This is a genomic window from Micromonospora sp. LOL_015 (genome assembly GCF_048060275.1).
Classification (GTDB): domain Bacteria; phylum Actinomycetota; class Actinomycetes; order Mycobacteriales; family Micromonosporaceae; genus Micromonospora_E.
Window position 1 is genome coordinate 1 of sequence record NZ_JBHMIO010000016.1, and the last position, 20,923, is coordinate 20,923.

The following is a 20,923-nucleotide window of genomic DNA, read 5'->3' on the forward strand; positions in this document are numbered from 1 at the left end:
CGGGCAGAACGTGCAGGTGGTCGCCAACCTCGCGGGACGGGTGGTCGACGTGGGTGATCCGCGTCCGGGGGGCACGCACGACCGGAAGGCATTCGACGTCTCCGGGATCGCCGCCCGGTGGGCCGGCCACCACGCCCCGGGCGGGCCCGGGATGATCGGTGACAAGGGCTACCAGGGTGCCGGCATCGCGAGTCCGTACAAGAAGCCCCGGGGTCGGGAGTTGACCGAGGTCCGACGTGCGTGCAACACCGCGCTCAACCGGCTCCGCGCCGCCGTCGAACGCACGATCGCCCACCTGAAGTGTTGGAAGGTTCTCAAGACCGGATTCCGCAGATCGCTGGAACAGTTCCCCGCCACATTACTTACGGTAACCAAGTTGGAGATCTTTCGCGTTTACGGATTACGTTAAACCGACCTGGAAATAGTTTTGGGTAGCCCTCACGGAACTCGCGCTCGACGCACTGAAGTCGGAATACCAGCTACTGTAGCCAACTCTCCATCAACCCGGGGCTTGACACCACGACAGTCAGACACCCGGCAGGAAGGCCACTGTACGGTCGTCGACGAGCACCGGCGTGCCGGACGAGTACTCCAGGCCGCCGGTGCCGGTGGCGTTCTCGACGCCGATGGTGGCACCGACGCCGCGCTCACCCGCGCTGGCCGGGTCGATCCCGGTGTAGTTGACCTGGATCACGCCCAGCTCACCGAGCACCACCTGGAACGTCATCCGCTCGTCGGGGTCGGCGGCGCGGCGTACGTCCCGCCATTCGACGACGAACTCGCGGAACGGCGCGAAGCCCCGCGTCGCCGTCACCACGCTGGCCTGCCCGTCAACGATCAGGTCGTCCCAGAACGCGGCGACCATCGCATCGGGTCCGCCGACGGTGGGGATGCCGGCCGGTGTCGGATGCGAGCCGCCGGGGTCGGCGAAGGTCAGGATCCCGTTGGTGTCCACCCAGGCCGAGTCGTAGGTCTGGCCGAAAAAGGTGACCGGGAACGGCAGTGCGGTCTCGGTGACCTCGTCGTCACCGGTGAGGGCGAGCGCCGTACCGGACACCGGCGTGAACGGCTGGGTCAGTTCCTGGCAGGAACTGCCGTCCGGGCTGGCCACCGGGGACAGGAACAGCACGACGTCGGCGATATCGGGGACGGTGACCTCCGTGCTGGCGACGGTTCCACAGTCACCACCGCCGGAGCTCGCGGTCACCGTGTACTGCCCCGGGTTGACGTCCGCGAAGCTGAAACCGCCGTCGGCGCCGGTGGATACCTGCCGACCACCCGGCTCCAGGGTGACCGTTACGCCGGCACCGACCGGCATGAAGTCCGTTCCGTACACGGTGCCGGTGACCGGCACGGGTGCGGGCAGCACCTGCAGGGTCACGCTCGTGAGCGGGCTGGTGAGGCCTTCGGCGGTCCGGCTGCCGACGAATACCGGCACGTCACCGAGTGCCGTCGGGGTGACGGACACGGTGACCGAGCCTCCGGGCACGTCCGGCACGGCGTTCTGGTTCAGAATGGCCGAGCCGACGCTGTAGCGGAACTGGGTCACGTTGGTGTCGCCGCCAGCGTCGAAGGTCACCGGGACGGAGGTGCCCAAATCGACACTGGCTCCGTCGGGCAGACTGACCTGGGGCGCGAACGGGCGGGCCTGCTCGCCGATCTCCGATGTGGAGAGCGCTCGCTGGTAGACGCGGACGTCGTCGAGCTGGCCGAAGAACTGGTCGGTGGCCGCGCCGGCCCGGAGCGCCTGCCCGACGGTCACCGGCCCGGTGGCGGCGACGCTGCCGGCGAGAGTGGCGGTCGCGTTCTGCCGAACGCCGTTGACGTGCAGCTGCATCGCGCCGGAGGGGTTGTGGTAGGTCGCCGCGAGGTGGGTCCACCGGCCGGGGACGGCTGCGGTGTCGGAGTCCACGCTGATCAGCGTGGCGGCGGCGGAGTCGCCGTCGGCCATCGTGAAGCGCCACCGGTCGGCGGTCGCGTCGTAGCCGATTGCGGCGACCGAGGTGGTGCTGCCGTCGACCGTGACGACGGTCTGTGCGGTGCCGGCCGCATCGAGTTTGGCCCACGCCGACAGGGTGAAGGTCAGGTCGGTACGCAGGGTGAGCGCGGCAGCGGTCGTCGGGTGCGGCCAGGTGACCGGTCCAGTGGTGGCCGCGTGGTCGCCGGCTGAGGTCAGTGACAGGGCGGGACTGCTCCGTCCTGGCGCGGTGGTGGCTCCGACGACGGTGAGGGGGTTACCGTTGCCGGTGTCGTCGTCGCCGACGGCACCACCGTCGTCGAAGCCCCAGTGCGCGGCCGGCGCGTTGCCGCTGGCGACCCGGAACTCATACTCCACCACCGTGGAAACCAGCCCTGCCTGGTCCTTCGACCAGACCCGCAAGGTGTTGAAGCCGTCTCTGCTCGGCTGGAGCTCGAGCGTGGCAGAGCCGTCGGCGGCGGCCGGCACCACCGGCGCGGAGCCGGGGCCGATGCCGCTGTCGAGGGTGTAGGCGTAGCCGACGATGCCGGTGGCGTCGGCCGGCGGGCTGATCGTGAAGATTCCCGGGATACCGACCCCGCCGACCGGCGGCTGGTTGGGTGCCATCGGCGGATAGTCGGCCGAGGTGACCGCCGACGGGGGCTGTGGTGCGACGACGTCCACGGTGAACCGGCACGGCGCCGACCAGCCCCCGGTCGACGTGCCGTCGCTGGTGCGCGCGCGGAGCAGGTAGGACGCGCCGTGCTCCAGCGCCGCTGCCGTCGGCACCGTAGCGGAGGCGAAGGACGGATTGCCGGTGCTCTGCTGCACCTGCTGCATGGTGTGCGGGGGCTGACCGACCCGCCGCCAGGAGAACGTGGTGGTGAGCGACTGCTGACCGGCGTCCGCGTCGCTGGCGCGGGCGGCGAACGTCGGTGTCGTCGTGAGCGTCCAGACTCTGCCGGCGCCCGGCTCGCAGGCGCGGCCGTGCACGGTGAGCTGTGTCGGGCGGTCTGGTGCCTGGTTGGCTGCGGCGACCGCTGGTGCGGCCGGCACCAGGGTGACCACCAGCAGGGTCGCCACGCCAGCAGCGAGGCGAGGCGGCCAACCCGACAGTCCCTTGAGTACCCGGTCTGCGTCGAACGTCAACTGGCGCCTGCCGTACGGCACGTCCACCCCCGCGATGTGTAAATGTGACTGCTGGAGCAGCCTAGCCACCGGACACCAGCTTCCGTCAATCCCGTTCTCCGCAGGATTTCACGTCAAGGATGACGATCGACACGCTGTGTAGTCAAGCTCGCGGTCGGCAGGTGTCCGCTCGTCAGGGTGCGCATTAGCCGTCTACGACGTCCGGTCGGGGTTCCGGTTGGGGCAGTTAGTTCGATACCATTGAACAAGAATCGGCGCGGCCCGGCGGGCGGTCCGCGCGGGGGTCACGGGAGGTCCGGTGCGCAGGTCTGATCGCGTCGTCGCCGACGGCGACGCACGCCAGGATCTGGTCGGCGCCCGGATGCGCCAGTTCCGCAAGGAGCAGGGGCTGACCCTGCGCGGTCTGGCCAGCCGCGCGAACCTGTCGATCGGGTTCCTGTCCCAGGTCGAGCGGGGTGTCTCGTCGATCGGGCTGACCGCGCTCAACAGCGTCGCCGCCGCCCTGGACCGGCCGGTCGCCGAGTTCTTCAGCGCGGAGCCGACCGAAACCGCCGAGGACCCGCAGGGCAGCCTGCCGGTGCACTTCACCCTCACCCGGGCCGACAACGGCGCCACCGAGTACGTCTCCGGTCAGCAGACCTACCGGATGCTCTCCGACCGTGGCCCCAACCTGGTGCTGGAGCCGATGCTGGTGCACATCGCGCCGGGCGGGCGCCGCGAGGAGGCGTACGGGCACTTCGGCGAGGAGTTCGCCTACGTGGTCAGCGGCGAGCTGCTGTACGAGGTCGACGGGGTGGAGCACCGGCTCTACCCGGGCGACAGTCTGCACCTGCGGTCCAGCACCCCGCACCGGTTGTACAACGACACCGACCAGGTGACCACCGTCGTGTCGGTGGTCACCCCGCGGCTGTTCTGACCGCCACACTGCCCACTGGTGGGCAACATGTTCACTGACACGTCATAATTTCGGGTCAGCTGACCGGGTCCGGCCCGTCACCGGCCCGGGACCCGGTCCAGGAAGCGGTCCACCTGCGTCATCGTCGCCTGCCAGATCGGCGCGGCCGGGTCGATCACCGAGAAGTGGTCGCCCGGCTGCTCCAGCCAGCCCGGGTCTTCACCGGCGGCCCGCGCCGCCGCCACGTACCGGCGGTTGAAGTCGATCAGGTCCAGGTCGTCGCCGGCACCCTGGACGATCAGCTGTGGCACCCCGACCGGCAGCCGGGCCATCGGATCCGAGGCGGCGTACACCTGCGGCACGGTGTCGCGGTCACCGCCGAGCGCGGCGGCTACCGCGCCGGTGCCGACCTGCCGCCGGTCCCCTTCGGCCAGGTCCAGCACCCCGGCCAGGGAGACCGCCAACGCCACCGGCACCGGACCGCCGTCGGCGGCCAGCCGCAGCGCCAACTGCCCGCCGGCGGAGTGGCCGAACACCGCGACCCGGTCCAGGTCGAGCAGACCGTCCGGCACCGCGCCACCGGTCAGCTCCGGCAGGTTGGCCAGCACCGCCAGACCGGTCGCCACGTCGGCGGTGGTGGCCGGCCAGCCGTGCCGGTCCGGCCGGCGGTACTCCAGGTTCCACGCCGCGTAACCCCGGTCGGCCAGGTCGACGGCGAGCGCGTCCATCAGGTCCGCCGCCCAGATCGACCGCCAGAAGCCGCCGTGCAGCAGCACCGCCACCGGCAGCGGCCCGGCGGACACACCAGGCGCATCGGCCGGTAGCCGCAACTCGCCCCACTGCTCCGGGTCCGGGCCGTACGCGATCCGTCGCGCCGGGCGGCGCAGCCGGTGCACGGCGTGCCGGATCGCCCAGGCCAGCCCCCACACTCCCCGGCCGGACAGGTGGACCGAGCCAGGACCGGTGGGCTGCGGGTCGGTCACCTGCGGGTCGTAGTGGACGGTGCGGCCTGCCCAGCGGCCGTCGGCGGTCAGCAGCGCCCGTACCGCCGGGTCCGGGCCGGGCAGCAGCACCACCGCGCGCCCGCCGACGCTGCCGACCTCGTCGAGCAGGCCGCGAACCTCGTCGGCGTCGGCGGCGACCACGAAGTCCCCGACCACGCCGAGGCCGGCTGCTTCGGCGACGACCAGGCCCCGCAGCAGTTCCGCATCGACGGTCAGTCCCGGGCCGGCGACGACGAGTACACCGTCGACTGTCATCGGCAAGCCTCCCTACGTAGCAGCGGCAGCACCTCGGTGCCGAGCAGCTCCACGCCACGGTCGTCGGTGAGCCCGTGCGGGGTGCCGAACTCGACCCGACGCACCCCGGCGTCGATCAGCGCCTGCGCCTGGGCGGCGACCTGCTCTGGGGTGCCGGAGAAGGCGAACCGGTCCAGCAGGTCGTCGGGCACCAGCCGGCCGGCGTCGACGTCGCGTCCGGCCGCCACCAGCGACTTGACCTGCGCCAGCAGCTCGTCCGGCACGGTGACGGTCGGATCCAGGTCGGCGACCACCGCCAGGTACATCGCCACCTCGGTGCGGGCCTTCGCCCGGGCCGCCGCGCCGTCGGTGTCCGCCACGGTCACCGCGCCGAACACGATGCCGACGTCGTCGACGGACCGACCGGCGGCGTCGGCGCCGGGACGCAGCCGGTCGCGGATCACCGGCACCATGTCCGGGTTGGCGCTGCCGCCGACCTTGATCTCGTCGGCGATCCGGCCGGCGAGCGCGGCACCCCGTGGCCCCCATGCGCCGAGCAGCAGCGGCGGGTCCGGGCGGTGCACCGCGTACCGCAGGGCGGTGTCCGGGGCCAGCCGGAACACCTTGCCGTCGAACCCGGACCGGTCGCCGCGCAGCAACCGGCGGATCACCTCGGCGGCCTCGGCGAGCACGGTCAGCGGGCGCGGCTGCTCGATGCCGACCGCGCCGAGCCAGGTGCCGCGGGCCAGCCCCAAATAGGCCCGCCCGTGCGAGGCCAGGTCGAGCGCGGCGAGCTGGCCGGCGATCTCGTACGGCGCCATCGAGTACGGGTTGAGGCAGGCGGTGCCGAGCCGGACCCGTCCGGTGGCGGCGGCCATCTCCAGCAGCGGGAAGATCGGCGGCTGGTACATCAGGTCACCGAAGACGCTCAGCACGTCGAAGCCGTGCGCCTCGGCAGCACGGGCCAGCCGGGCGTAGTCGCCGGCGCGTTTGTCGCTCTGCAGGCCGAGTCCGATTTCCACAGCCACGCGAACCTCCGATGCTTCAGGTCAGGTCGGCGGAGTTCATCCGCCGCTTGCAGGTCCGTTCGACCCGCATGACCAGGCCCTCCTCCGGGTCCGGGCAGGCGAACAGGGTGTCGCGTTCCAGCCAGTCCCCCGGCGGCATGTCGCGCTGCTTGGCGGCCAGGAACGGCAGTACCGACGCGAGCGCGTACACGCAGAAGTGTTTTCCTTCCGGGATCTTCAGGTGTGCGCTGTCGGTGAGGTCGAAGTGGTCGCCGACGGCCATCCCGCAGACCGACCGGCCGGTGATCCGGTCCACGCTGACCCGCAGGTCGTAGACCTCCATGTCGCCGCCGTCGGTCAGGTCGCCGCCGTCGGTGCCGACATTCTGATCGCTCATGACTGCTCCCTCGGGTCGATCCGGACGATGATCTTTCCGGTGGTGCGCCGGTCGGCCAGGTCGGCGAGCGCGGCCGGGGTGCCGGCCAGGTCGACGACCCGGTTCACCGGGGGCCGGACCGCGCCGGCCGCGATCAGATCGAAGATCCGCTGGTACGCCTGGGCGACCGCGTCCGGCCGGGTCCACGGGTACGTCGAGCCCCAGGAGAGCCCGATCAGAGTGTGGTTGCCGGCGATCAGCCGCATCGGGTCCACCGGTGGCGGGTTGCCGCCGGCCGCACCGACCGCGACGAGCCGGCCCTCGAACGCCAGGCAGTCCAGCGACCGGGTGAACACGTCACCGCCGACCGGGTCGACGATCACGTCCGCGCCGGCACCGCCGGTGGCGTCGCGGACCGCCGCGACGAAGTCGCCGGCCAGGTAGTCGACGGCGACGTCGGCGCCGTTGTCGCGGCACAGCGCGGTCTTCGCCGGCCCGCCGGCGGTGCAGATCACCCGGGCACCGCGGGCGGCGGCCAGCTGGGTGGCGGCGATGCCGACGCCACCGGCTCCGGCGTGCACCAGCACCGTCTCACCAGGTTGGACCGCGGCGCGGTCCAGTGCGAACCAGGCGGTCTGGTGGGTGACCGGGACGGCGGCGGCGACGACCGGGTCGATCTCCGCCGGACGCGGTACGGCGAGCGCCGCGTCGATGGTGACGGTCTCACCGAGCGCCCCGTGCGGCAGCGCCGGGCAGGCCACCACGTCGGTGTCGGCGAGCGCTTCGGCGCCGGTGCCGGTGGCCACGACCCGGCCGGCCAGTTCGACGCCGGGGGTGAACGGCGGCGCCGGGCGGACCGGGTAGCTGCCCCGGCAGAGCATCACGTCGAGGAAGTTCAGCCCGACAGCGGCGACGGCGATCCGGACCTGGCCGGGGCCGGGTGGTGGGTCGTCGGGCAGGTCGGCGACGGTGAGCACCTGGTCGGGTTCGCCGTACCCGGTGGCGACGAGGCGTCTCATGCCGGGCCGCCGGCCGGTTCGAGCGCCGGTTCGCGGGCCGGTCCCGCCGGGTGGCGGACCAGTTCGGAGTGGTGGTGCACGATCCGCCAGCCGTCGCCGGTGCGGCGCAGCACGTCGGTGACCCGGCTGTGTTCGGCCGGGCCGCCGCCGGCCGGCACCGCGACCAGCACGTAGCGGGCCACCGCGGCGTCGCCCCACACGTCGATCCGCAGGTCCTCGGGGGCCAGCCGGTCCAGCACCGGCCGGGCTCCGGCGGCGTCGCGCCGCTCCCGGTAGGCGTCCAGCTGGTCGCGGGTGCGCAGCGGGCCGGGCAGATGGGTCTCCCAGGTGGTCACGTCGGCGTGCAGGTGCCGGTCGAAGCGGACCCTGTCGCCGGCGAGGAACGCGTCGTACATGTCGCCGATCGCGGCCGCGATCTCGGCGGTCTCCTGCTCGGACATTCTGCTCCTCACGTCGTTCACCAGGCGGTCCAGCCGGCGCGGTCGTCGCGGACCACCCGGCCGCCGGACATCACCCAGCGCACCCCCCGGAACGCCGACGTGTCGGCGACCGGGTCGGCGTCCATCGCCACCAGGTCGGCGTACTTGCCGGTCTCGACGGTGCCGAGGTCGGCCTCGGCGCCGAGCCAGCGGACCGGGCCGAGAGTGCCGGCGTACAGGGCGCGGGCCGGGCCGATGCCGCTCTCCGACAGGTACTCCAGCTCCCGCACCGAGGCGTTGGTGCCCTCGAAGGACCAGAACGGCGGCATGTCGCTGCCGAGCAGTACCTCCACCCCGGCGGCCAGGGCCATCGCGTAGCTCTCCAGGTGCTGGGGTCCGGCACCGAGCGAACGGCACTGCATCCACTGCGGTACGCCGAGTTCGTCGAAGAACTCCTTGCACCGGGTGACCAACAGGGTCGGCACCAGGGCGGTTCCGCGCCGCGCCATCCGCGCGGCCACCTCCTCGGTGAGCTGGTAGCCGTGTTCGACGCAGTCCAGGCCCAGCTCGACAGCTTCACCGATGACCGGTGCCGGGCCGGCGTGCGCGGTGACCTTGCGGCCCCAGGCGTGCGCGGTGTCGATGACGGCGGCCATCTCGTCCGGGAACAGCTGCCGGGTGTGGATCGACTCGTGTTCGCCGGCGATCCCGCCGGAGATCATCACCTTGATCAGGTCGGCGCCGGCCCTGATCTGGCTGCGCACGCCGCGCCGGAACCCGTCGGCCCCGTCGCATTCCAGGGTGTCGGTGCTCTCGTGGCCGTGCCCGCCGGTGCAGACCAGCGCCCGGCCGGCGGTGAAGATCCGTGGCCCGGTGACCCGGCCGGCGGTGATCGCCCGGCGCAGCGCGAAGTCGGCATGGTCCTTCTCAGCCACGCAGCGGACCGTGGTCACCCCGCAGAGCAGGGTGCGCCGGGCCCCGTCGGCCATGTAGAGAGCCAGCTCGTGCGGGGTCAGGTCCTTGACGCTCTGCCCGCCGGCACCGGGCAGCGACAGCGACAGGTGGGTGTGCATGTTGGTCAGCCCGGGCGTAAGGTACGCACCGCCGAGGTCGACCTCGGTGACGTCGGCCTCGGCGCGGGCGGCGGCGGTCACCTCGGCGGCCGGGCCAACGGCGGCGATCCGGTCGCCGCGTACCCAGACGGCGGCGTCGGTGACCGGGCCGATGCCGTCGAGGATGCGGGCGTCGACGACGGTGCAGTTGGTCAGCACGGTGTCGACCGGTTCGCGGTGGGTGGCGGCGCTCATGCCGGCGTCCGGTCAGCGGGATTGGTCATCGCGGGCCTTTCTGCGGGTGCGGGGACGGGTACGCCGTAGACGTCGCGGGCGGCGGCCGGTGACACGTAGCCTTCGGCGACGTCTTCGCGTACCGCCTCGGGGTCGCGTCGGCGCGGGTCTCCGTGCCCGCCGCCACCGGCGGTGAGCAAGGTGACCCGGTCACCGGGGGCGACCAGCGTGCGTTTGGTGCTGACCCGCCGTTCCCGGTCGGTGCCGGGGTGGACGATCACCTGGATCGGGTCCGGCTGCCCGCCACCGGCCAACGCCCACGGCGCCGACCTGGTCTTCTTCACCACGGACAGGAATTCGCCGGCGGTGGCGAACCGGATGTCGCGGCGCAGCCCGGGTCCGCCCCGGTGCCGGCCGGCGCCGCCGGAGTCGGTGCGGATCTCCAGCCGTTCGAAGAACATCCCGGTGCGGGCCTCGAGCACCTCGACCGGGGTGTTGCGGGCCTGGGTCTGGCACAGGTGGTTGGCCGGGCCGATGCCGTCGTGGTCGGGCGAGGCGCCCCAGCCGACCGGGTCGTTGTTGCTGACCGCGTAGAGCTGCCCGGTGTCGGGGTGGGTGCCGACCATCATGAACCCGGGTACGTCGCCACCGGACGAGGCGGCCAGCCGGTCCGGCATGCCCTGGGCCAACGCCCGGTAGATCAGCTCCATCGCCACCGTGCCGGTCCACTGGGTGAACGTGGCGGCCGGGTAGACGGCGTGAAACAGGCTGCCTGGTTCGGCGACCACCCGCAGCGCGGTGAAGTGCCCGGCGTTGGTCTGCTCGGTCGGGGTGGTGAGCGCCTTGAACGCGACCCGGGCGGTGGCGATGGTCGATCCGTACGGCAGGTTCACCGGTCCGGCGACGGCGGGTGACGATCCGGTGAAGTCCACCGTGCAGGTGCCGTCGGCGATGGTGACGGTGACCTGCATCTTGATCGGCTCGTCGGTGATGCCGTCGTCGTCGAGCCAGTCGACGGCGGTCCAGCAGCCCTGCGGCAGCGCGGCGATCGCGTCGGCGGTGGATGCCTGCGCGGCGGCGATCGCGGTGTCGACGACCGTGGTCACGGTGGCCAGGCCGAACCGTTCGACCAGCTCGATCAGCCGGCGCTCACCGGTGCGCAGCGCCGCGACCTGGGCGTGCAGGTCGCCGATGACCAGTTCCGGCATCCGCGAGTTGAAGCGGATCAGCTCGATGATCTCGGGCACCGGCTCGCCCCGGCGGAACACCTTGGTGCCGGGGAAGATGACGCCTTCCTGGTGCATGTCGGTGGAGTCGAGCACGTAGCCCGGGTCCTTCGCGCCCAGGTCCATCCAGTGCGCCCGCACGCACAGGAACCCGATCAGCGTGCCGTCCCCGGCCGGCCCGTCGCCGCCGGCACCGGCCGGCTCCGGCAGGAAGACCGGGGCGAACAGGGTGGCGTCGTAGGCGTGCGCCGCGTTCCAGTACGGGTAGTTCAGCAGCACCACGTCACCGGGGTGCAGATTCTCCCGGCCGACGTACTCGACGCCCTTGCGGATCGAGTAGTCGTTGGCGCCGAGGAACCGGCTCAGCCCGGTCGACTCGGCGACCAGCCGCAGCCGGGCGTCGTAGATGGAGATGCCGAAGTCGTACACCTCGTAGATGACCGGGTTGAACGCGGTACGCACCAGCGCGGAGCGCATCTCCTCGGCGGCGGCCACCAGGTAGCTACGCACCACCTCGGTCGCCGCACCGTCCACCCTGGAAGTATCAGTCATCGACGTCGACCCCGTACACCTCACGGGCGGCGGCCGGCGACACGTAGCCTTCGGCGACGTCCTCACGGACCGCCTCGGGGTCGCGTCGGCGCGGGTCGCCGTGCCCGCCGCCACCGGCGGTCAGCAGAGTGACCCGGTCACCGGGCACCACCGGTGTCCGTTTCGTGCTGACCCGCCGCTCCCGGTCGGTGCCCGGGAAGACAACCACCTGGTTCGGGTCCGGCTGCGCGCCGCCGTCCAACGCCCACGGTGCCGACTTCGTTTTCTTGATCACCGACAGGAACTCGCCCGGGGTGACGAACCGGATGTCGCGCCGCAGTCCGGTGCCGCCCCGGTGCCGGCCGGCACCACCGGAGTCGGTGCGCATCTCCACCCGTTCGAAGAACATCCCGGTCCGGGCCTCGAGGACCTCGATCGGGGTGATCCGCCCGGTGCTGCCGGAGACGTGGGTGGCGGCGTTCATCCCGTCGTGTTCCCGGGTGCCGCCCCAGCCGACCGGGTCGTTGTTGCTGACCGCGAAGAGCTGCCCGGTGTCCGGGTGGATGCCGACCATCATGAACCCGGGCACGTCCCCACCGGACGAGGCCGGCAACCGGTCCGGCATGCCCTGGGCGAGCGCCTTGAGGATCAGCTCGACGGCGACGATGCCGGTCCACAGGGTGAACGTCGGCTGCGGGTAGACGGCGTGGAACAGGCTGCCCGGCTCGGCCTTGACCCGCAGCGGCGCGATGGTGCCGGCGTTCGACGGCTGGTCCGGCGAGGTCAACGACTTCAGGATCACCTTGCAGATCGCCTCGGTCGCCCCGTACGGCATGTTGATCGGGCCGGGCACCGCCGGCGACGAGCCGGCGAAGTCGACGGTGAAGGTGCCGTCGGCGATGGTGACGGTGACCTGCATCTTCACCGGTTTATCGGTGATGCCGTCGTCGTCGACCCAGTCGGTCGCGGTCCACGAGCCCTGCGGCAGGGCGGCGAGAGCGGCCCGACTGCGGGCCTCGCCGTCGGCGATGATCGCCTCGACGGCGGCGGCCACCGTGGGCCGGCCGAACTTCGCCAGGATCTCCAGGAACCGCCGCTCACCGGTGCGCAGCGCGGCGATCTGGGCGTGCAGGTCGCCGAGGACCTCGGCCGGCATCCGCGAGTTGAACCGGATCAGCTCGTGGATCTCGTGCACCGGCTCGCCCCGGGACACCACCTTGGTGCCGGGGAAGATCAACCCTTCCTGGTGCATGTCGGTGGAGTCGAGCACGTACCCCGGGTCCTTGGCACCCAGGTCCATCCAGTGTGCCCGCACGCAGAGGAACCCGACCAGGGTGCCGTCGGCGTCCGGGTCGGCGTCGGCCGGGTCCGGCATGAACACCGGGGCGAACAGGGTGGCGTCCGAGGCGTGCGCCGCGTTCCAGTACGGGTAGTTGAGCAGCACGATGTCGCCCCGGTGCAGGTTCTCCCGGCCGACGTACTCGACGCCCCTGGCGAGCGAGAAGTCGTTGGCGCCGAGGAAGAACGTCAACCCGGTCGCCTCGGCGATCAGCCGCAGGTCGGCGTCGTACATCGACATGCCGAAGTCGTGCACCTCGTAGATCACCGGGTTGAACGAGGTACGGATCAACGTGGCCCGCATCTCCTCGGCGGCGGAGATCAGGTAGCTGCGTACCACCTCGGCGGTGGCTCCGTCCAGCGTGGTCACTTCGCCTCCTCCAGGGTCACCAGCAGGTAGCCGTGCGGGTCGACCTCGACGCGCTGGCCGCTCGGCACCACCGTGGTGGAGGTGCCCTCGTCGACCAGGGCCGGGCCGGCGAACCGGTCCCCCGGCGCCAGCTTCGCCCGGTCGTAGACGGCGAACGACACCACCTTGCGGGTGCCGAAGTCGAACGCGTCGCGGCGGCCGAGCAGCGCCCGCGTCGGGTCGCCGTCGCCGGCCGGCGGGCGGACCAGCTCCGGGCGGGTGGTCCGACCGATACCGCGCACCCGCAGGTTGAGGATTTGCAGCCGGTTGCTCATCGCGTGGCCGTACCGGGTGCGGTGCAGCTGCTCGAACGCGGCGCGGATCGCGTCGCGGTCCAGCTCGGCGCCGACGGTGACGGTCAGGGTGTGTTCCTGACCGAGGTAGCGCAGCTCCAGTTGGCGTTCCAGCACCGCCGAGCCGGCGTCAACGCCCTGCTCCACCAGGGAGCCGACCGCCTCGGCCTCGACCTCGACGAACATCGCCTCCAACGCGGCCAGGTCGACGCTGCCCTCCGGCGCGTCGGCGTCCAGGGTGGCCAGCACGGTACGGGAGAAGTCGTCGACGATGTCGGCCGACAGCATCCCCCAGGCGGAGAAGCCGGACGGGGCGAACGGCACCACCACCTCCCGGATACCCATCTCGCGGGCCAGCAGCGGGGCCAGCAGCGGGCCGGCGCCGCCGAAGGCGAGCAGCGAGAAGACCCGGGGGTCGTGGCCGCGTTCCACGGTGATCTGCCGGACCGCGCCGACGGTGCGGGCCAGCAGCACGTCGTAGACGCCGGCCGCGGCGGCGGTCGGGCTCAGCCCGAGCGGGGTGGCGATCTGCTCGTCGAGCGCCGCCTGGGCCGCCTTGGCCTGCAGACCCATCGTGCCGGCGAGGAACCGGTCCGGGTCGACGTAGCCGAGCACCACCGAGGCGTCGGTGACGGTCGGCCGCTGCCCGCCCCGGCCGTAGCAGACCGGCCCCGGATCGGCGCCGGCGCTCTGCGGCCCCACCTTCAGCAGCCCCCGGTCCAGCCAGGCGATGGAGCCACCGCCGGCGCCGATGGTGCGGATGTCGTAGGTCGGGATCAGCAGCGGGAAGTGCTCCAGCTGCGCCTCGTACGCGGCGACCGGGCTGCCCGCCTCGATCACGCAGGCGTCCAGCGACGTCCCGCCGATGTCGAAGGTGAGCAGGTTGTCCCGGCCCAGCGCGCCAGCCAGGTAGGCGGCGCCGACGATGCCGCCGGCCGGGCCGGACAGCACGGTGTGCGTCGGCGACTTCTTGGCCGTCGTCGAGGTCATCGACCCGCCGCCGGAACGCATGATCAGGAACCGGCCGGTGAAGCCCCGGTCGGCCAGCCCGGACTCCAGTTCGTCGACGTAGCGTTCGAAGATCGGCCGGATGTACGCCTCCAGCACGGTGGTGCTGGTCCGCTCGTACTCGCGGTGTTCGCGCACGATGTCCGTCGACACCGAGACGCTGACCTGCGGGTACGCCTCGCGGATGAGCGCGGCGGCGGCGCGTTCGTGGCTGGGGTCGACAAACGAGTGCAGGAAGCAGACCGCGATCGACCCGACCCCGTGCTCCTCGACCAGGGTGCGGGCGGCCGCCTGGACACTGTCCGGGTCGAGTTCGGTCACCACCCGACCCCGGTAGTCCAGCCGGCCGGTCACCCCGGCGGTGTACCGCCGTTTGACCAGGCTCTCCGGCCGTTCGTACTGGAAGTCGTACATGTGGTCGGCGGGCACGTTGCCCCGGCCGAGCAGGAAGACGTCCCGGAAGCCCTCGTTGGTGATGATGCCGGTGGCCCCGCCCCGGCGCTCCAGCACCGCGTTGAGCCCGAGCGTGGTGCCGTGGATGAACAGCTCCACCTCGGACAGGTCGGTGCCGAGCGCGGTCACCGCGTCGAGCACCCCTTCCCAGGGGCGGGCCGGGGTGGTGGACGCCTTGCGGAACCGGACCTGGTTGGTACGGGTGTCCAGCTCCATCGCGTCGACGAAGGTGCCGCCGATGTCGACGGCGAGCCGGATGTGCGGTGCGGGCATCGTCTCAGGTCACCTTTCGGATGCGGTCAGCAGGTCGGGGATCTCCGGGGCCCGCCAGCAGGCCGCCCGGCTGCGCCCGTACGGCAGCAGCTGCTGTTCCTCTGTGCGGCACCGGCCGGTGACGAACGGGCAGCGGGCGGCGAGCGGACAGCCGGCGGCGGCGTCGGTCTCGTCGAGGTCCTTGAGCAGGTCGACCCGGCCGCCGCCGAACCCGGCGCCGAGACTCGGCGCGCTGGACAGCAACGCCCGGGTGTACGGGTGCGCCGGGCTGGTGAAGACTTCGTCGACCGGTCCTTCCTCGACGATCCGGCCCAGGTAGAGCACGATCACCCGGTCGGCGAAGCCGCGTACCGTGGCCAGGTCGTGGGAGATGAACACGCTGCCCCGGTCCCGGTCGGCGGCGACGTCGCGGATCACTTCGAGGATCTGCGCCTGCACGGTGACGTCCAGCGCCGACGTCGGCTCGTCGAAGACGATCAGGTCGGGGTCGCCGACCAGGGCACGGGCGATGCCGACCCGCTGCGCCTGCCCGCCGGAAAGTTCATGCGGGCGGCGGGCGAGGATCGACCGGTCCAGCTCCATCCGGTCCAGCGCGGCACCGACCCGTTCGGCCCGCTGCGGCGCCGGTACGCCGAGCGCGCGCAGCGGTTCGGCGATGGCGTCCGCGACGGTGCGGCGCGGGCTGAGCGCGCCGAACGGATCCTGGAACACCATCTGGGCGCGGGTCCGCAGGGTGCGCAGCGCCCGGCCGCGCAGCTCGGCCATCCGGGCGCCACCGATTTCCACGGTGCCGCTGGCCGGCTCGACCAGCCCGAGGATCAGCTTGGCCAGGGTCGACTTGCCGCAGCCGCTCTCCCCGACCACGCCGAGGGTTTCGCCGGCGGCGACGGTCAGGTCGACGCCGCGCAGCGCGTGGTGCCCGCCGCGGCCGAACCGGCTGCGGTAGACCACATGCGCGTCGTCGATGCGCAGGACCGTCCGCTCGGCGGCACCGGCCCGCTCGGCGTCGACCCGCGGTGCGGTGCCAGGCGACGCGGTGCCCACCGACGTGTCGACGACGGCCGGATCGGTGACCAACGGCCCGGTCTGCGGGTGGAAGCAGGCCAGCGTCCAACCGGCCGTACCGCCGACGGCAGTACGGTCCGACGCGACGCGGTCCGACGCTGCTGCCGGCACGGCGCCGGTCGGCGGACGCTGCGCGGCGCAGCGGTCGGTGGCATGCGCGCACCGGGAGACGAACGGGCAGTCGCCGGGCGGGGCGGTCAGCAGCGGCATCCCGCCGCCGGTGGCCCGGACCGGGCGGCCGTCCACGTCGGGCACCGAGGCGAGCAGCGCCCGGGTGTACGGGTGGGCCGGGGCCCGCAGCACCTGCGCCGCCGGCCCGCTCTCCACGACGGTGCCGGCGTAGAGCACCACCACCCGGTCGCAGACCTCGGCGATCGAGGCCAGGTCGTGCGAGATGAGCAGCACCCCGCGCCGGTCGGCGTCGGCCGCGTGGCGGAACTGGCGGAGGATCTCCCGGGCCAGGGTGACGTCCAGGCCGGTGGTCGGTTCGTCGGCGATCAGCAGGCCGGGCGCGCAGCCGGTGGCCAGGGAGATCATCACCCGCTGCGCCATCCCGCCGGACAGTTCGTGCGGGTACGCGTCGAGCCGCCGCTGCGGGCTGCGGATACCGACCGCCGCGAACAGTTCCCGGGCCGTCTGGCGGGCCTGCTGCCGGGTCATCCCCTGATGGGTGGTGAGCCGGTCGGTCAACTGCCGACCGACGGTACGGGTGGGGCTGAGCGCGCCGCGCGGGTTCTGGAAACAGATCGCCGCGCCGTGGCCGCGGTGGCGGCGCAGCTGCTCCGGGTCGAGCCGCAGCACGTCGACCGGGCCGCCGGTGTTGCCGGCACCGTCCCCCGGCCCGCCGCCGGGGTCGGCGGTGGCGTCACTGCTGACGTCGCCGCCGTGGAAGCGGACCCGGCCGGTGGCCTGCGCGCCGCCGGGCAGCAGGCCGACGATCGAGCGGGCCACCATGGACTTGCCGCCGCCGCTCTCGCCGACCAGGCCGACCACCTCGCCCCGGTCGACGTGCAGGCCGACCCCGCTGAGCGCGGCGACCTGCCGACCGGGCCGGCGGATCAGCACCGACAGGTTCTCGATGGCGAGCAGGTCCCGGGTGATCGTCGTCGGGTCCATCGCGGTCACCGCCGTTTCGCTTCCGCGCGTTCCTGCAGCCCTTCGCCGAGCAGGCTGAAGCCGAACACGCTGATCAGCAGGAACAGGCCGGGCGGCACCGAGGTCCACCAGCGGCCGGCGACCACGTCCGGTGAGCCGAGACTGATCATCGACCCCCATTCGGCGGTCGGCACCGAGATGCCCAGCCCGAGGAAGGACAGTCCGGCCAGGGTGAGCATCGCCCAGCCGCAGCCCAGCGGGGCGATCACCCGGACCGGGGTGAGGCTGTTCGGCAGCACGTGCCGCCAGAGCACGCCGAGGTGCGACGCGCCGGAGGTGACGGCGGCGTCAATGAACGGCAGTTCGCGTACCGAGCGGACCTCGGCCCGCACCAGCCGGGCGTAGCCGGGGGCGTTGACCAGGGCGATGGTCAGGATCAGGTTGACCGTGCCGCCGCCGAGCAGGGCGGCCACCGCCAGGGCCAGGATGAAGGTGGGAAACGCCTGGAAGATGTCGAGCAGCCGCATCAGCACGTCGTCGATCCAGCCGCCGAAGTAGCCGGCGACCAGGCCGAGGGTGGTGCCGGCGAGCACGGCGAGGGCGACCGCGGCGACCGCGATGCCCAGGTCGAGCCGGCCGGCGTGCAGCAGCCGGCTCCACACGTCCATCCCGTTGATGTCGGTGCCGAGCGGGTGGCTGCCGTCGGGCGGCAGCAGGGTGCCGGCCGGGTCGATTTCCTGCGGGCCCCAGGACGACAGCAGCGGCGCGGCGATCGCGGCCAGCGCCACCACGGCGAGGATCGTCGCGCCGACGGAGATCAGGACGGTGGCGAACCGGCCGCCCCGGGCGGTGCCGGTGGCCACCACCGGGGCGGCGGCGTCGGCGCTGTCCGCCGGTCCGCCGGCCGCGCGCAGGTCAACCATCAGATCTTCACTCTCGGGTCGAGGATCGCGTGCACCACGTCGGCGATCAGGAAGACGAGGACGTAGCAGACCGCGATGAGCAGCACGGAGGCCTGCACCACCGGGAAGTCGCGGTAGAGCAGCCCGCGCAGCGCCCACTGGCCGAAGCCCTGCCACGAGTAGACGTACTCGATCAGCACGGTCGACCCGATCGCGGTGCCGAAGACCAGGGCTGCCAGCGACGGCAGCCGAACCAGGGCGGAGCGCACCAGGTAGCCGCGGCGCAGCAGCCGGTCGCGCAACCCGTGCGCGGCGGCGGCGGTGTATGCCTCGGAGTGCAGCACCTCCAGCGCGGAGGCGCGCACACTGCGCAGCAGCGGAGCGACCACCACGATCGCCAGGGTGGCCACCGGCAGCGCCAGGTGGGCCAGCGCGGAGGTGAACGCCGGTCCGTTGGCGGTCAGCGCGGCGTCGACCAGCTCGGCGCCGGTGATCGGGGTGAGGTTGGTGTCCGGGGCGACCCGGCCGCTGGGGGCCGGGAACCAGCCGAGCATGCTGTATCCGACCAGCACCAGCACCAGGCCGAGCCAGAACTCCGGCACCGAGTTGCCGATCAGCGCCAGCACCCGGATGCCGTGGTCGGCTGCCCGGTCGGCGCGGCGCGCCGACCAGATGCCGCCGACCACGGCGATGAGCACCGCCACGGCGACCGCCAGCACCACCAGTTGCAGGGTGGGACCGACTCGCAGGGCCAGCTCACCGGCGACCGCGTTGCCGCTCTGGATCGACGTGCCGAGGTCGCCGGTGAGCAGCCCGCCCAGGTAGTCCAGAAACTGTTTCCACAGTGGCTGGTCCAGCCCGTAGCGGGCGCGTGCCGCCGCGGCCTCGACCTCGGTGGCGTTCGGGCCGAGGATGGTCCGGATCGGGTCCCCGGGGAGCACCCGGACCAGGACGAAGGTCGCGACGATCACGCCGAGCAGCACCGGTACGAGCTGCAGCAGCCGGCGGGCGACGAAACGGGCGATGCGCATGAGGGGTGGGTGCCGGGGTCGGTCAGGCCGAGGCGTGGAGGTAGCGCAGCCGGGCCAGTCCGTCCATGGGCTGGACCCAGCCGGCGACGTCCTCGCGTACCGGCAGGTTGAAGTTGGGTTGGCAGAGGATCGCCCAGGGCACGTCGGCGGCGAGGATCTCCTGCACCCGCAGCCAGAGTTCGTTGCGCTCGGCCGGGTCGACGACGGTGTGCGACCGCTCGTAGATTTCCTCCAGCTCCGGGTTGACGTAGTTGGAGTAGTTGAGGTTGGCACCCTCGACGAAGCTGGTGGCCAGCATGTACTCGACGTCGTTGACCCACAGCTGGCCGGCGGTGATCTGCAGCGGGATGTTCTTCTGCTGCCGCCGCTCGGCGAGGGTGGCCGGGTCCAGCGGGACCAGTTCCAGCTCGATGCCGACCTTGCGGGCCTCGCTCTGCACCAGGACCGCAATCTGCTGCTGGGTGTCGTTGTCGGTTGCGTAGACCAGCTCGGAGCTGATCTGGTCGACCCCGGCGGCGGCGAGCGCGGCGCGGGCGGCGTCCGGGTCGTAGCCGTACGGGTAGCCGCGCTCGTCGTAGCCGGGCATGTCCAGCGGCACCAGGCTCTTCGTCGGGCGGGCGTCGCCGCCGTACACGTTGTTGATGATCTGGTCGTACGGCACCGCGTGGGCGAGGGCCTTGCGAACGTCGACGTTGTCGAACGGCGCGGTGGTCACCGACATCTGGATGGCGACCTGCTCGTTGCTGGCCGCGGAGATGACCTTGACGCCGTCGGTGTTCTTCAGATCGGCGATGTCACGCTGGCCGATGCCCAGCGCCACGTCGATGTCGCCGGCTTCCAGCTGGAGCCGCTGGTTGGCGGCGGCCGGGACCACCGAGATCCGGATGGTCGTGGTCTGCGCCGGGTCGGGGCCCGGGTAGCCCTCGTTGGCGGTCAGCACGATCTCCTGGCCCTGCACGGCCCGCTCGACGTTGAAGTAGCCGCCGGTCGGGGCGTTGTTGGTGAACCACTCGGTGGCCCACGGGTCGGCGTCGGTGGCGTGCTTCTTCGCTTCCTCGGAGTCGAAGACGTACAGCGAGATCGCCTGGATCTGCCGGGTCAGCGCGCTGGGGAACGCCTGGGTGAACTGCACGGTGTAGTCGTCGACCACGGTGACCTGGTCCGGCTCGGTCAGGCCGATGGTCCGGTAGATGCCGGCGACGTTGGCCTGGGCGGCGAACGCCCGGTCCTTGGACCACTTGACGTCGGCGGCGGTCATCTCGTTGCCGCTGGCGAAGGTGACGCCCTGACGCAGCTTGAGGGTCCAGACGGTCTGGTCGGCGTTCGGCTCGAACGACTCGGCGAAGGTCGCCATGACGTTCTCGGTGTCGAGGATCCGGGAGCCGTCGACCTCGGTGACCCCGTAGTCGATCATGTACGGGAAGACGTTCTTGTACAGCATGAGCGCGACCGGGTCGAAGCCGACGAAGTCCTGGTCCCAGCTGCTCAGGTAGCTGGAGACGGCGATACGCAGGGTGTCGGCGGAGGTGCCCGGGGAGGCGTCGTCGGAGCCGTCGGTGCCCGATCCTGAGGCACAGGCGCCGGTGGCGAACAGGAACGCGCCGATGCCCCCGAACTGGAGCACCGACCGGCGGGAGAGGGCGGGCGAGGCGAAATCGCCCCGCGGAGAGGTACCAGCCATGGGAGAAGACCTCCGTCGTGAACGGCGAGGGTGACCTTGCATTCAGGTAGCTGTGCGTTCAGGTAGCGGGTCGAACGGCGAAGCGGGCCGCGAAGCACGACGCGCCCACCCCGTGTTCTATCAGGTTGAACGTTCGTGAACAAGAGGCGAAATCCGTTCACCGAGACTGTCCCGGCGTATGGCGAGGCAGAGAAGCCAAACAGCCGAGTCCACCCGCGCAACCTTGTTCACAGAGTTTCACACACCTGATACACAGCACCGCTCCGACCACC

At 72.0% G+C, this 20,923-nt stretch carries 16 protein-coding genes; 2 read left to right on the plus strand and 14 right to left on the minus strand.

Features of this window, described 5'->3' with window-relative positions; genetic code table 11:
* Window positions 1-409, plus strand: a 409-nt coding sequence (locus ACFHWU_RS15035) for a transposase family protein (RefSeq protein WP_416590827.1), incomplete at its 5' end; no start/stop codon positions are given.
* 117 nt (window positions 410-526) lie between these two features.
* Here ACFHWU_RS15035 and ACFHWU_RS15040 read toward each other — a convergent pair.
* A complete protein-coding gene (locus ACFHWU_RS15040) occupies window positions 527-3,175 on the minus strand; it encodes a LamG-like jellyroll fold domain-containing protein (protein WP_416554317.1) in 2,649 nt (882 codons plus the stop codon).
* A gap of 229 nt (window positions 3,176-3,404) precedes the next feature.
* On the opposite strand from ACFHWU_RS15040, the gene ACFHWU_RS15045 reads away from it, so the two are divergent.
* The gene (locus ACFHWU_RS15045; protein WP_233605752.1) at window positions 3,405-4,022 is read left to right on the plus strand and encodes a helix-turn-helix domain-containing protein; all 618 of its coding nucleotides are present in this window, start codon (window positions 3,405-3,407) and stop codon (window positions 4,020-4,022) included.
* A 77-nt stretch (window positions 4,023-4,099) separates the two neighbouring features.
* Here ACFHWU_RS15045 and ACFHWU_RS15050 read toward each other — a convergent pair whose 3' ends face one another.
* Genes ACFHWU_RS15050 through ACFHWU_RS15110 form a run of 13 tightly spaced genes read right to left on the minus strand, consistent with a single transcriptional unit; the run spans window position 4,100 to window position 20,651 of the window.
* Complete coding sequence (locus ACFHWU_RS15050) at window positions 4,100-5,260, minus strand: alpha/beta hydrolase fold domain-containing protein (RefSeq protein ID WP_416590828.1); 1,161 nt, start codon at window positions 5,258-5,260, stop codon at window positions 4,100-4,102.
* Window positions 5,257-6,267 carry an LLM class flavin-dependent oxidoreductase gene (locus tag ACFHWU_RS15055; protein WP_416590829.1) on the minus strand — a complete coding sequence of 337 codons (1,011 nt, stop codon included), beginning with the start codon at window positions 6,265-6,267 and terminating at the stop codon, window positions 5,257-5,259. Before ACFHWU_RS15055 ends, ACFHWU_RS15050 begins: the two co-directional genes overlap by 4 nt.
* A 16-nt stretch (window positions 6,268-6,283) precedes the next feature.
* Window positions 6,284-6,643 carry a TIGR04076 family protein gene (locus tag ACFHWU_RS15060; RefSeq protein ID WP_416568264.1) on the minus strand — a complete coding sequence of 120 codons (360 nt, stop codon included), beginning with the start codon at window positions 6,641-6,643 and terminating at the stop codon, window positions 6,284-6,286.
* The gene (locus tag ACFHWU_RS15065) at window positions 6,640-7,641 is read right to left on the minus strand and encodes an NADPH:quinone oxidoreductase family protein (protein ID WP_416590830.1); all 1,002 of its coding nucleotides are present in this window, start codon (window positions 7,639-7,641) and stop codon (window positions 6,640-6,642) included. The genes ACFHWU_RS15060 and ACFHWU_RS15065 overlap by 4 nt, the downstream gene beginning before the upstream one ends.
* Window positions 7,638-8,081 carry a YybH family protein gene (locus tag ACFHWU_RS15070; protein ID WP_289212629.1) on the minus strand — a complete coding sequence of 148 codons (444 nt, stop codon included), beginning with the start codon at window positions 8,079-8,081 and terminating at the stop codon, window positions 7,638-7,640. The genes ACFHWU_RS15065 and ACFHWU_RS15070 overlap by 4 nt, the downstream gene beginning before the upstream one ends.
* Before the next feature lie 17 nt (window positions 8,082-8,098).
* Window positions 8,099-9,367 (minus strand): amidohydrolase family protein, encoded by a 1,269-nt coding sequence (locus tag ACFHWU_RS15075; RefSeq protein ID WP_416590831.1) that lies wholly within the window; start codon window positions 9,365-9,367, stop codon window positions 8,099-8,101.
* On the minus strand, window positions 9,364-11,124 hold the full coding sequence (locus ACFHWU_RS15080) for a hydantoinase B/oxoprolinase family protein (RefSeq protein ID WP_416590832.1): 1,761 nt from the start codon (window positions 11,122-11,124) through the stop codon (window positions 9,364-9,366). Before ACFHWU_RS15080 ends, ACFHWU_RS15075 begins: the two co-directional genes overlap by 4 nt.
* Window positions 11,117-12,811: a hydantoinase B/oxoprolinase family protein gene (locus ACFHWU_RS15085; RefSeq protein WP_416590833.1), complete on the minus strand. Its 1,695-nt coding sequence runs from the start codon at window positions 12,809-12,811 to the stop codon at window positions 11,117-11,119. Before ACFHWU_RS15085 ends, ACFHWU_RS15080 begins: the two co-directional genes overlap by 8 nt.
* The gene (locus tag ACFHWU_RS15090; RefSeq protein ID WP_416590834.1) at window positions 12,808-14,877 is read right to left on the minus strand and encodes a hydantoinase/oxoprolinase family protein; all 2,070 of its coding nucleotides are present in this window, start codon (window positions 14,875-14,877) and stop codon (window positions 12,808-12,810) included. The genes ACFHWU_RS15085 and ACFHWU_RS15090 overlap by 4 nt, the downstream gene beginning before the upstream one ends.
* A gap of 9 nt (window positions 14,878-14,886) precedes the next feature.
* Complete coding sequence (locus ACFHWU_RS15095) at window positions 14,887-17,058, minus strand: dipeptide ABC transporter ATP-binding protein (protein ID WP_416590835.1); 2,172 nt, start codon at window positions 17,056-17,058, stop codon at window positions 14,887-14,889.
* A gap of 5 nt (window positions 17,059-17,063) precedes the next feature.
* Window positions 17,064-17,960: an ABC transporter permease gene (locus tag ACFHWU_RS15100; protein ID WP_416554297.1), complete on the minus strand. Its 897-nt coding sequence runs from the start codon at window positions 17,958-17,960 to the stop codon at window positions 17,064-17,066.
* A complete protein-coding gene (locus ACFHWU_RS15105) occupies window positions 17,960-18,970 on the minus strand; it encodes an ABC transporter permease (protein ID WP_416590836.1) in 1,011 nt (336 codons plus the stop codon). Before ACFHWU_RS15105 ends, ACFHWU_RS15100 begins: the two co-directional genes overlap by 1 nt.
* A 22-nt stretch (window positions 18,971-18,992) precedes the next feature.
* Window positions 18,993-20,651 (minus strand): ABC transporter substrate-binding protein, encoded by a 1,659-nt coding sequence (locus tag ACFHWU_RS15110; protein ID WP_416590837.1) that lies wholly within the window; start codon window positions 20,649-20,651, stop codon window positions 18,993-18,995.
* Window positions 20,652-20,923: the final 272 nt, after the last annotated feature.

Excerpts from the sequence above, each read along its gene's own strand:
- ACFHWU_RS15100 (WP_416554297.1), bottom strand. The coding sequence starts at position 17,960 with ATGGTTGACCTGCGCGCGGCCGGCGGACCGGCGGACAGCGCCGACGCC.
- ACFHWU_RS15090 (WP_416590834.1), bottom strand. The coding sequence starts at position 14,877 with ATGCCCGCACCGCACATCCGGCTCGCCGTCGACATCGGCGGCACCTTC.
- ACFHWU_RS15050 (WP_416590828.1), bottom strand. The coding sequence starts at position 5,260 with ATGACAGTCGACGGTGTACTCGTCGTCGCCGGCCCGGGACTGACCGTC.
- ACFHWU_RS15075 (WP_416590831.1), bottom strand. The coding sequence starts at position 9,367 with ATGAGCGCCGCCACCCACCGCGAACCGGTCGACACCGTGCTGACCAAC.
- ACFHWU_RS15080 (WP_416590832.1), bottom strand. The coding sequence starts at position 11,124 with ATGACTGATACTTCCAGGGTGGACGGTGCGGCGACCGAGGTGGTGCGT.
- ACFHWU_RS15065 (WP_416590830.1), bottom strand. The coding sequence starts at position 7,641 with ATGAGACGCCTCGTCGCCACCGGGTACGGCGAACCCGACCAGGTGCTC.
- ACFHWU_RS15060 (WP_416568264.1), bottom strand. The coding sequence starts at position 6,643 with ATGAGCGATCAGAATGTCGGCACCGACGGCGGCGACCTGACCGACGGC.
- ACFHWU_RS15070 (WP_289212629.1), bottom strand. The coding sequence starts at position 8,081 with ATGTCCGAGCAGGAGACCGCCGAGATCGCGGCCGCGATCGGCGACATG.
- ACFHWU_RS15095 (WP_416590835.1), bottom strand. The coding sequence starts at position 17,058 with ATGGACCCGACGACGATCACCCGGGACCTGCTCGCCATCGAGAACCTG.
- ACFHWU_RS15105 (WP_416590836.1), bottom strand. The coding sequence starts at position 18,970 with ATGCGCATCGCCCGTTTCGTCGCCCGCCGGCTGCTGCAGCTCGTACCG.
- ACFHWU_RS15110 (WP_416590837.1), bottom strand. The coding sequence starts at position 20,651 with ATGGCTGGTACCTCTCCGCGGGGCGATTTCGCCTCGCCCGCCCTCTCC.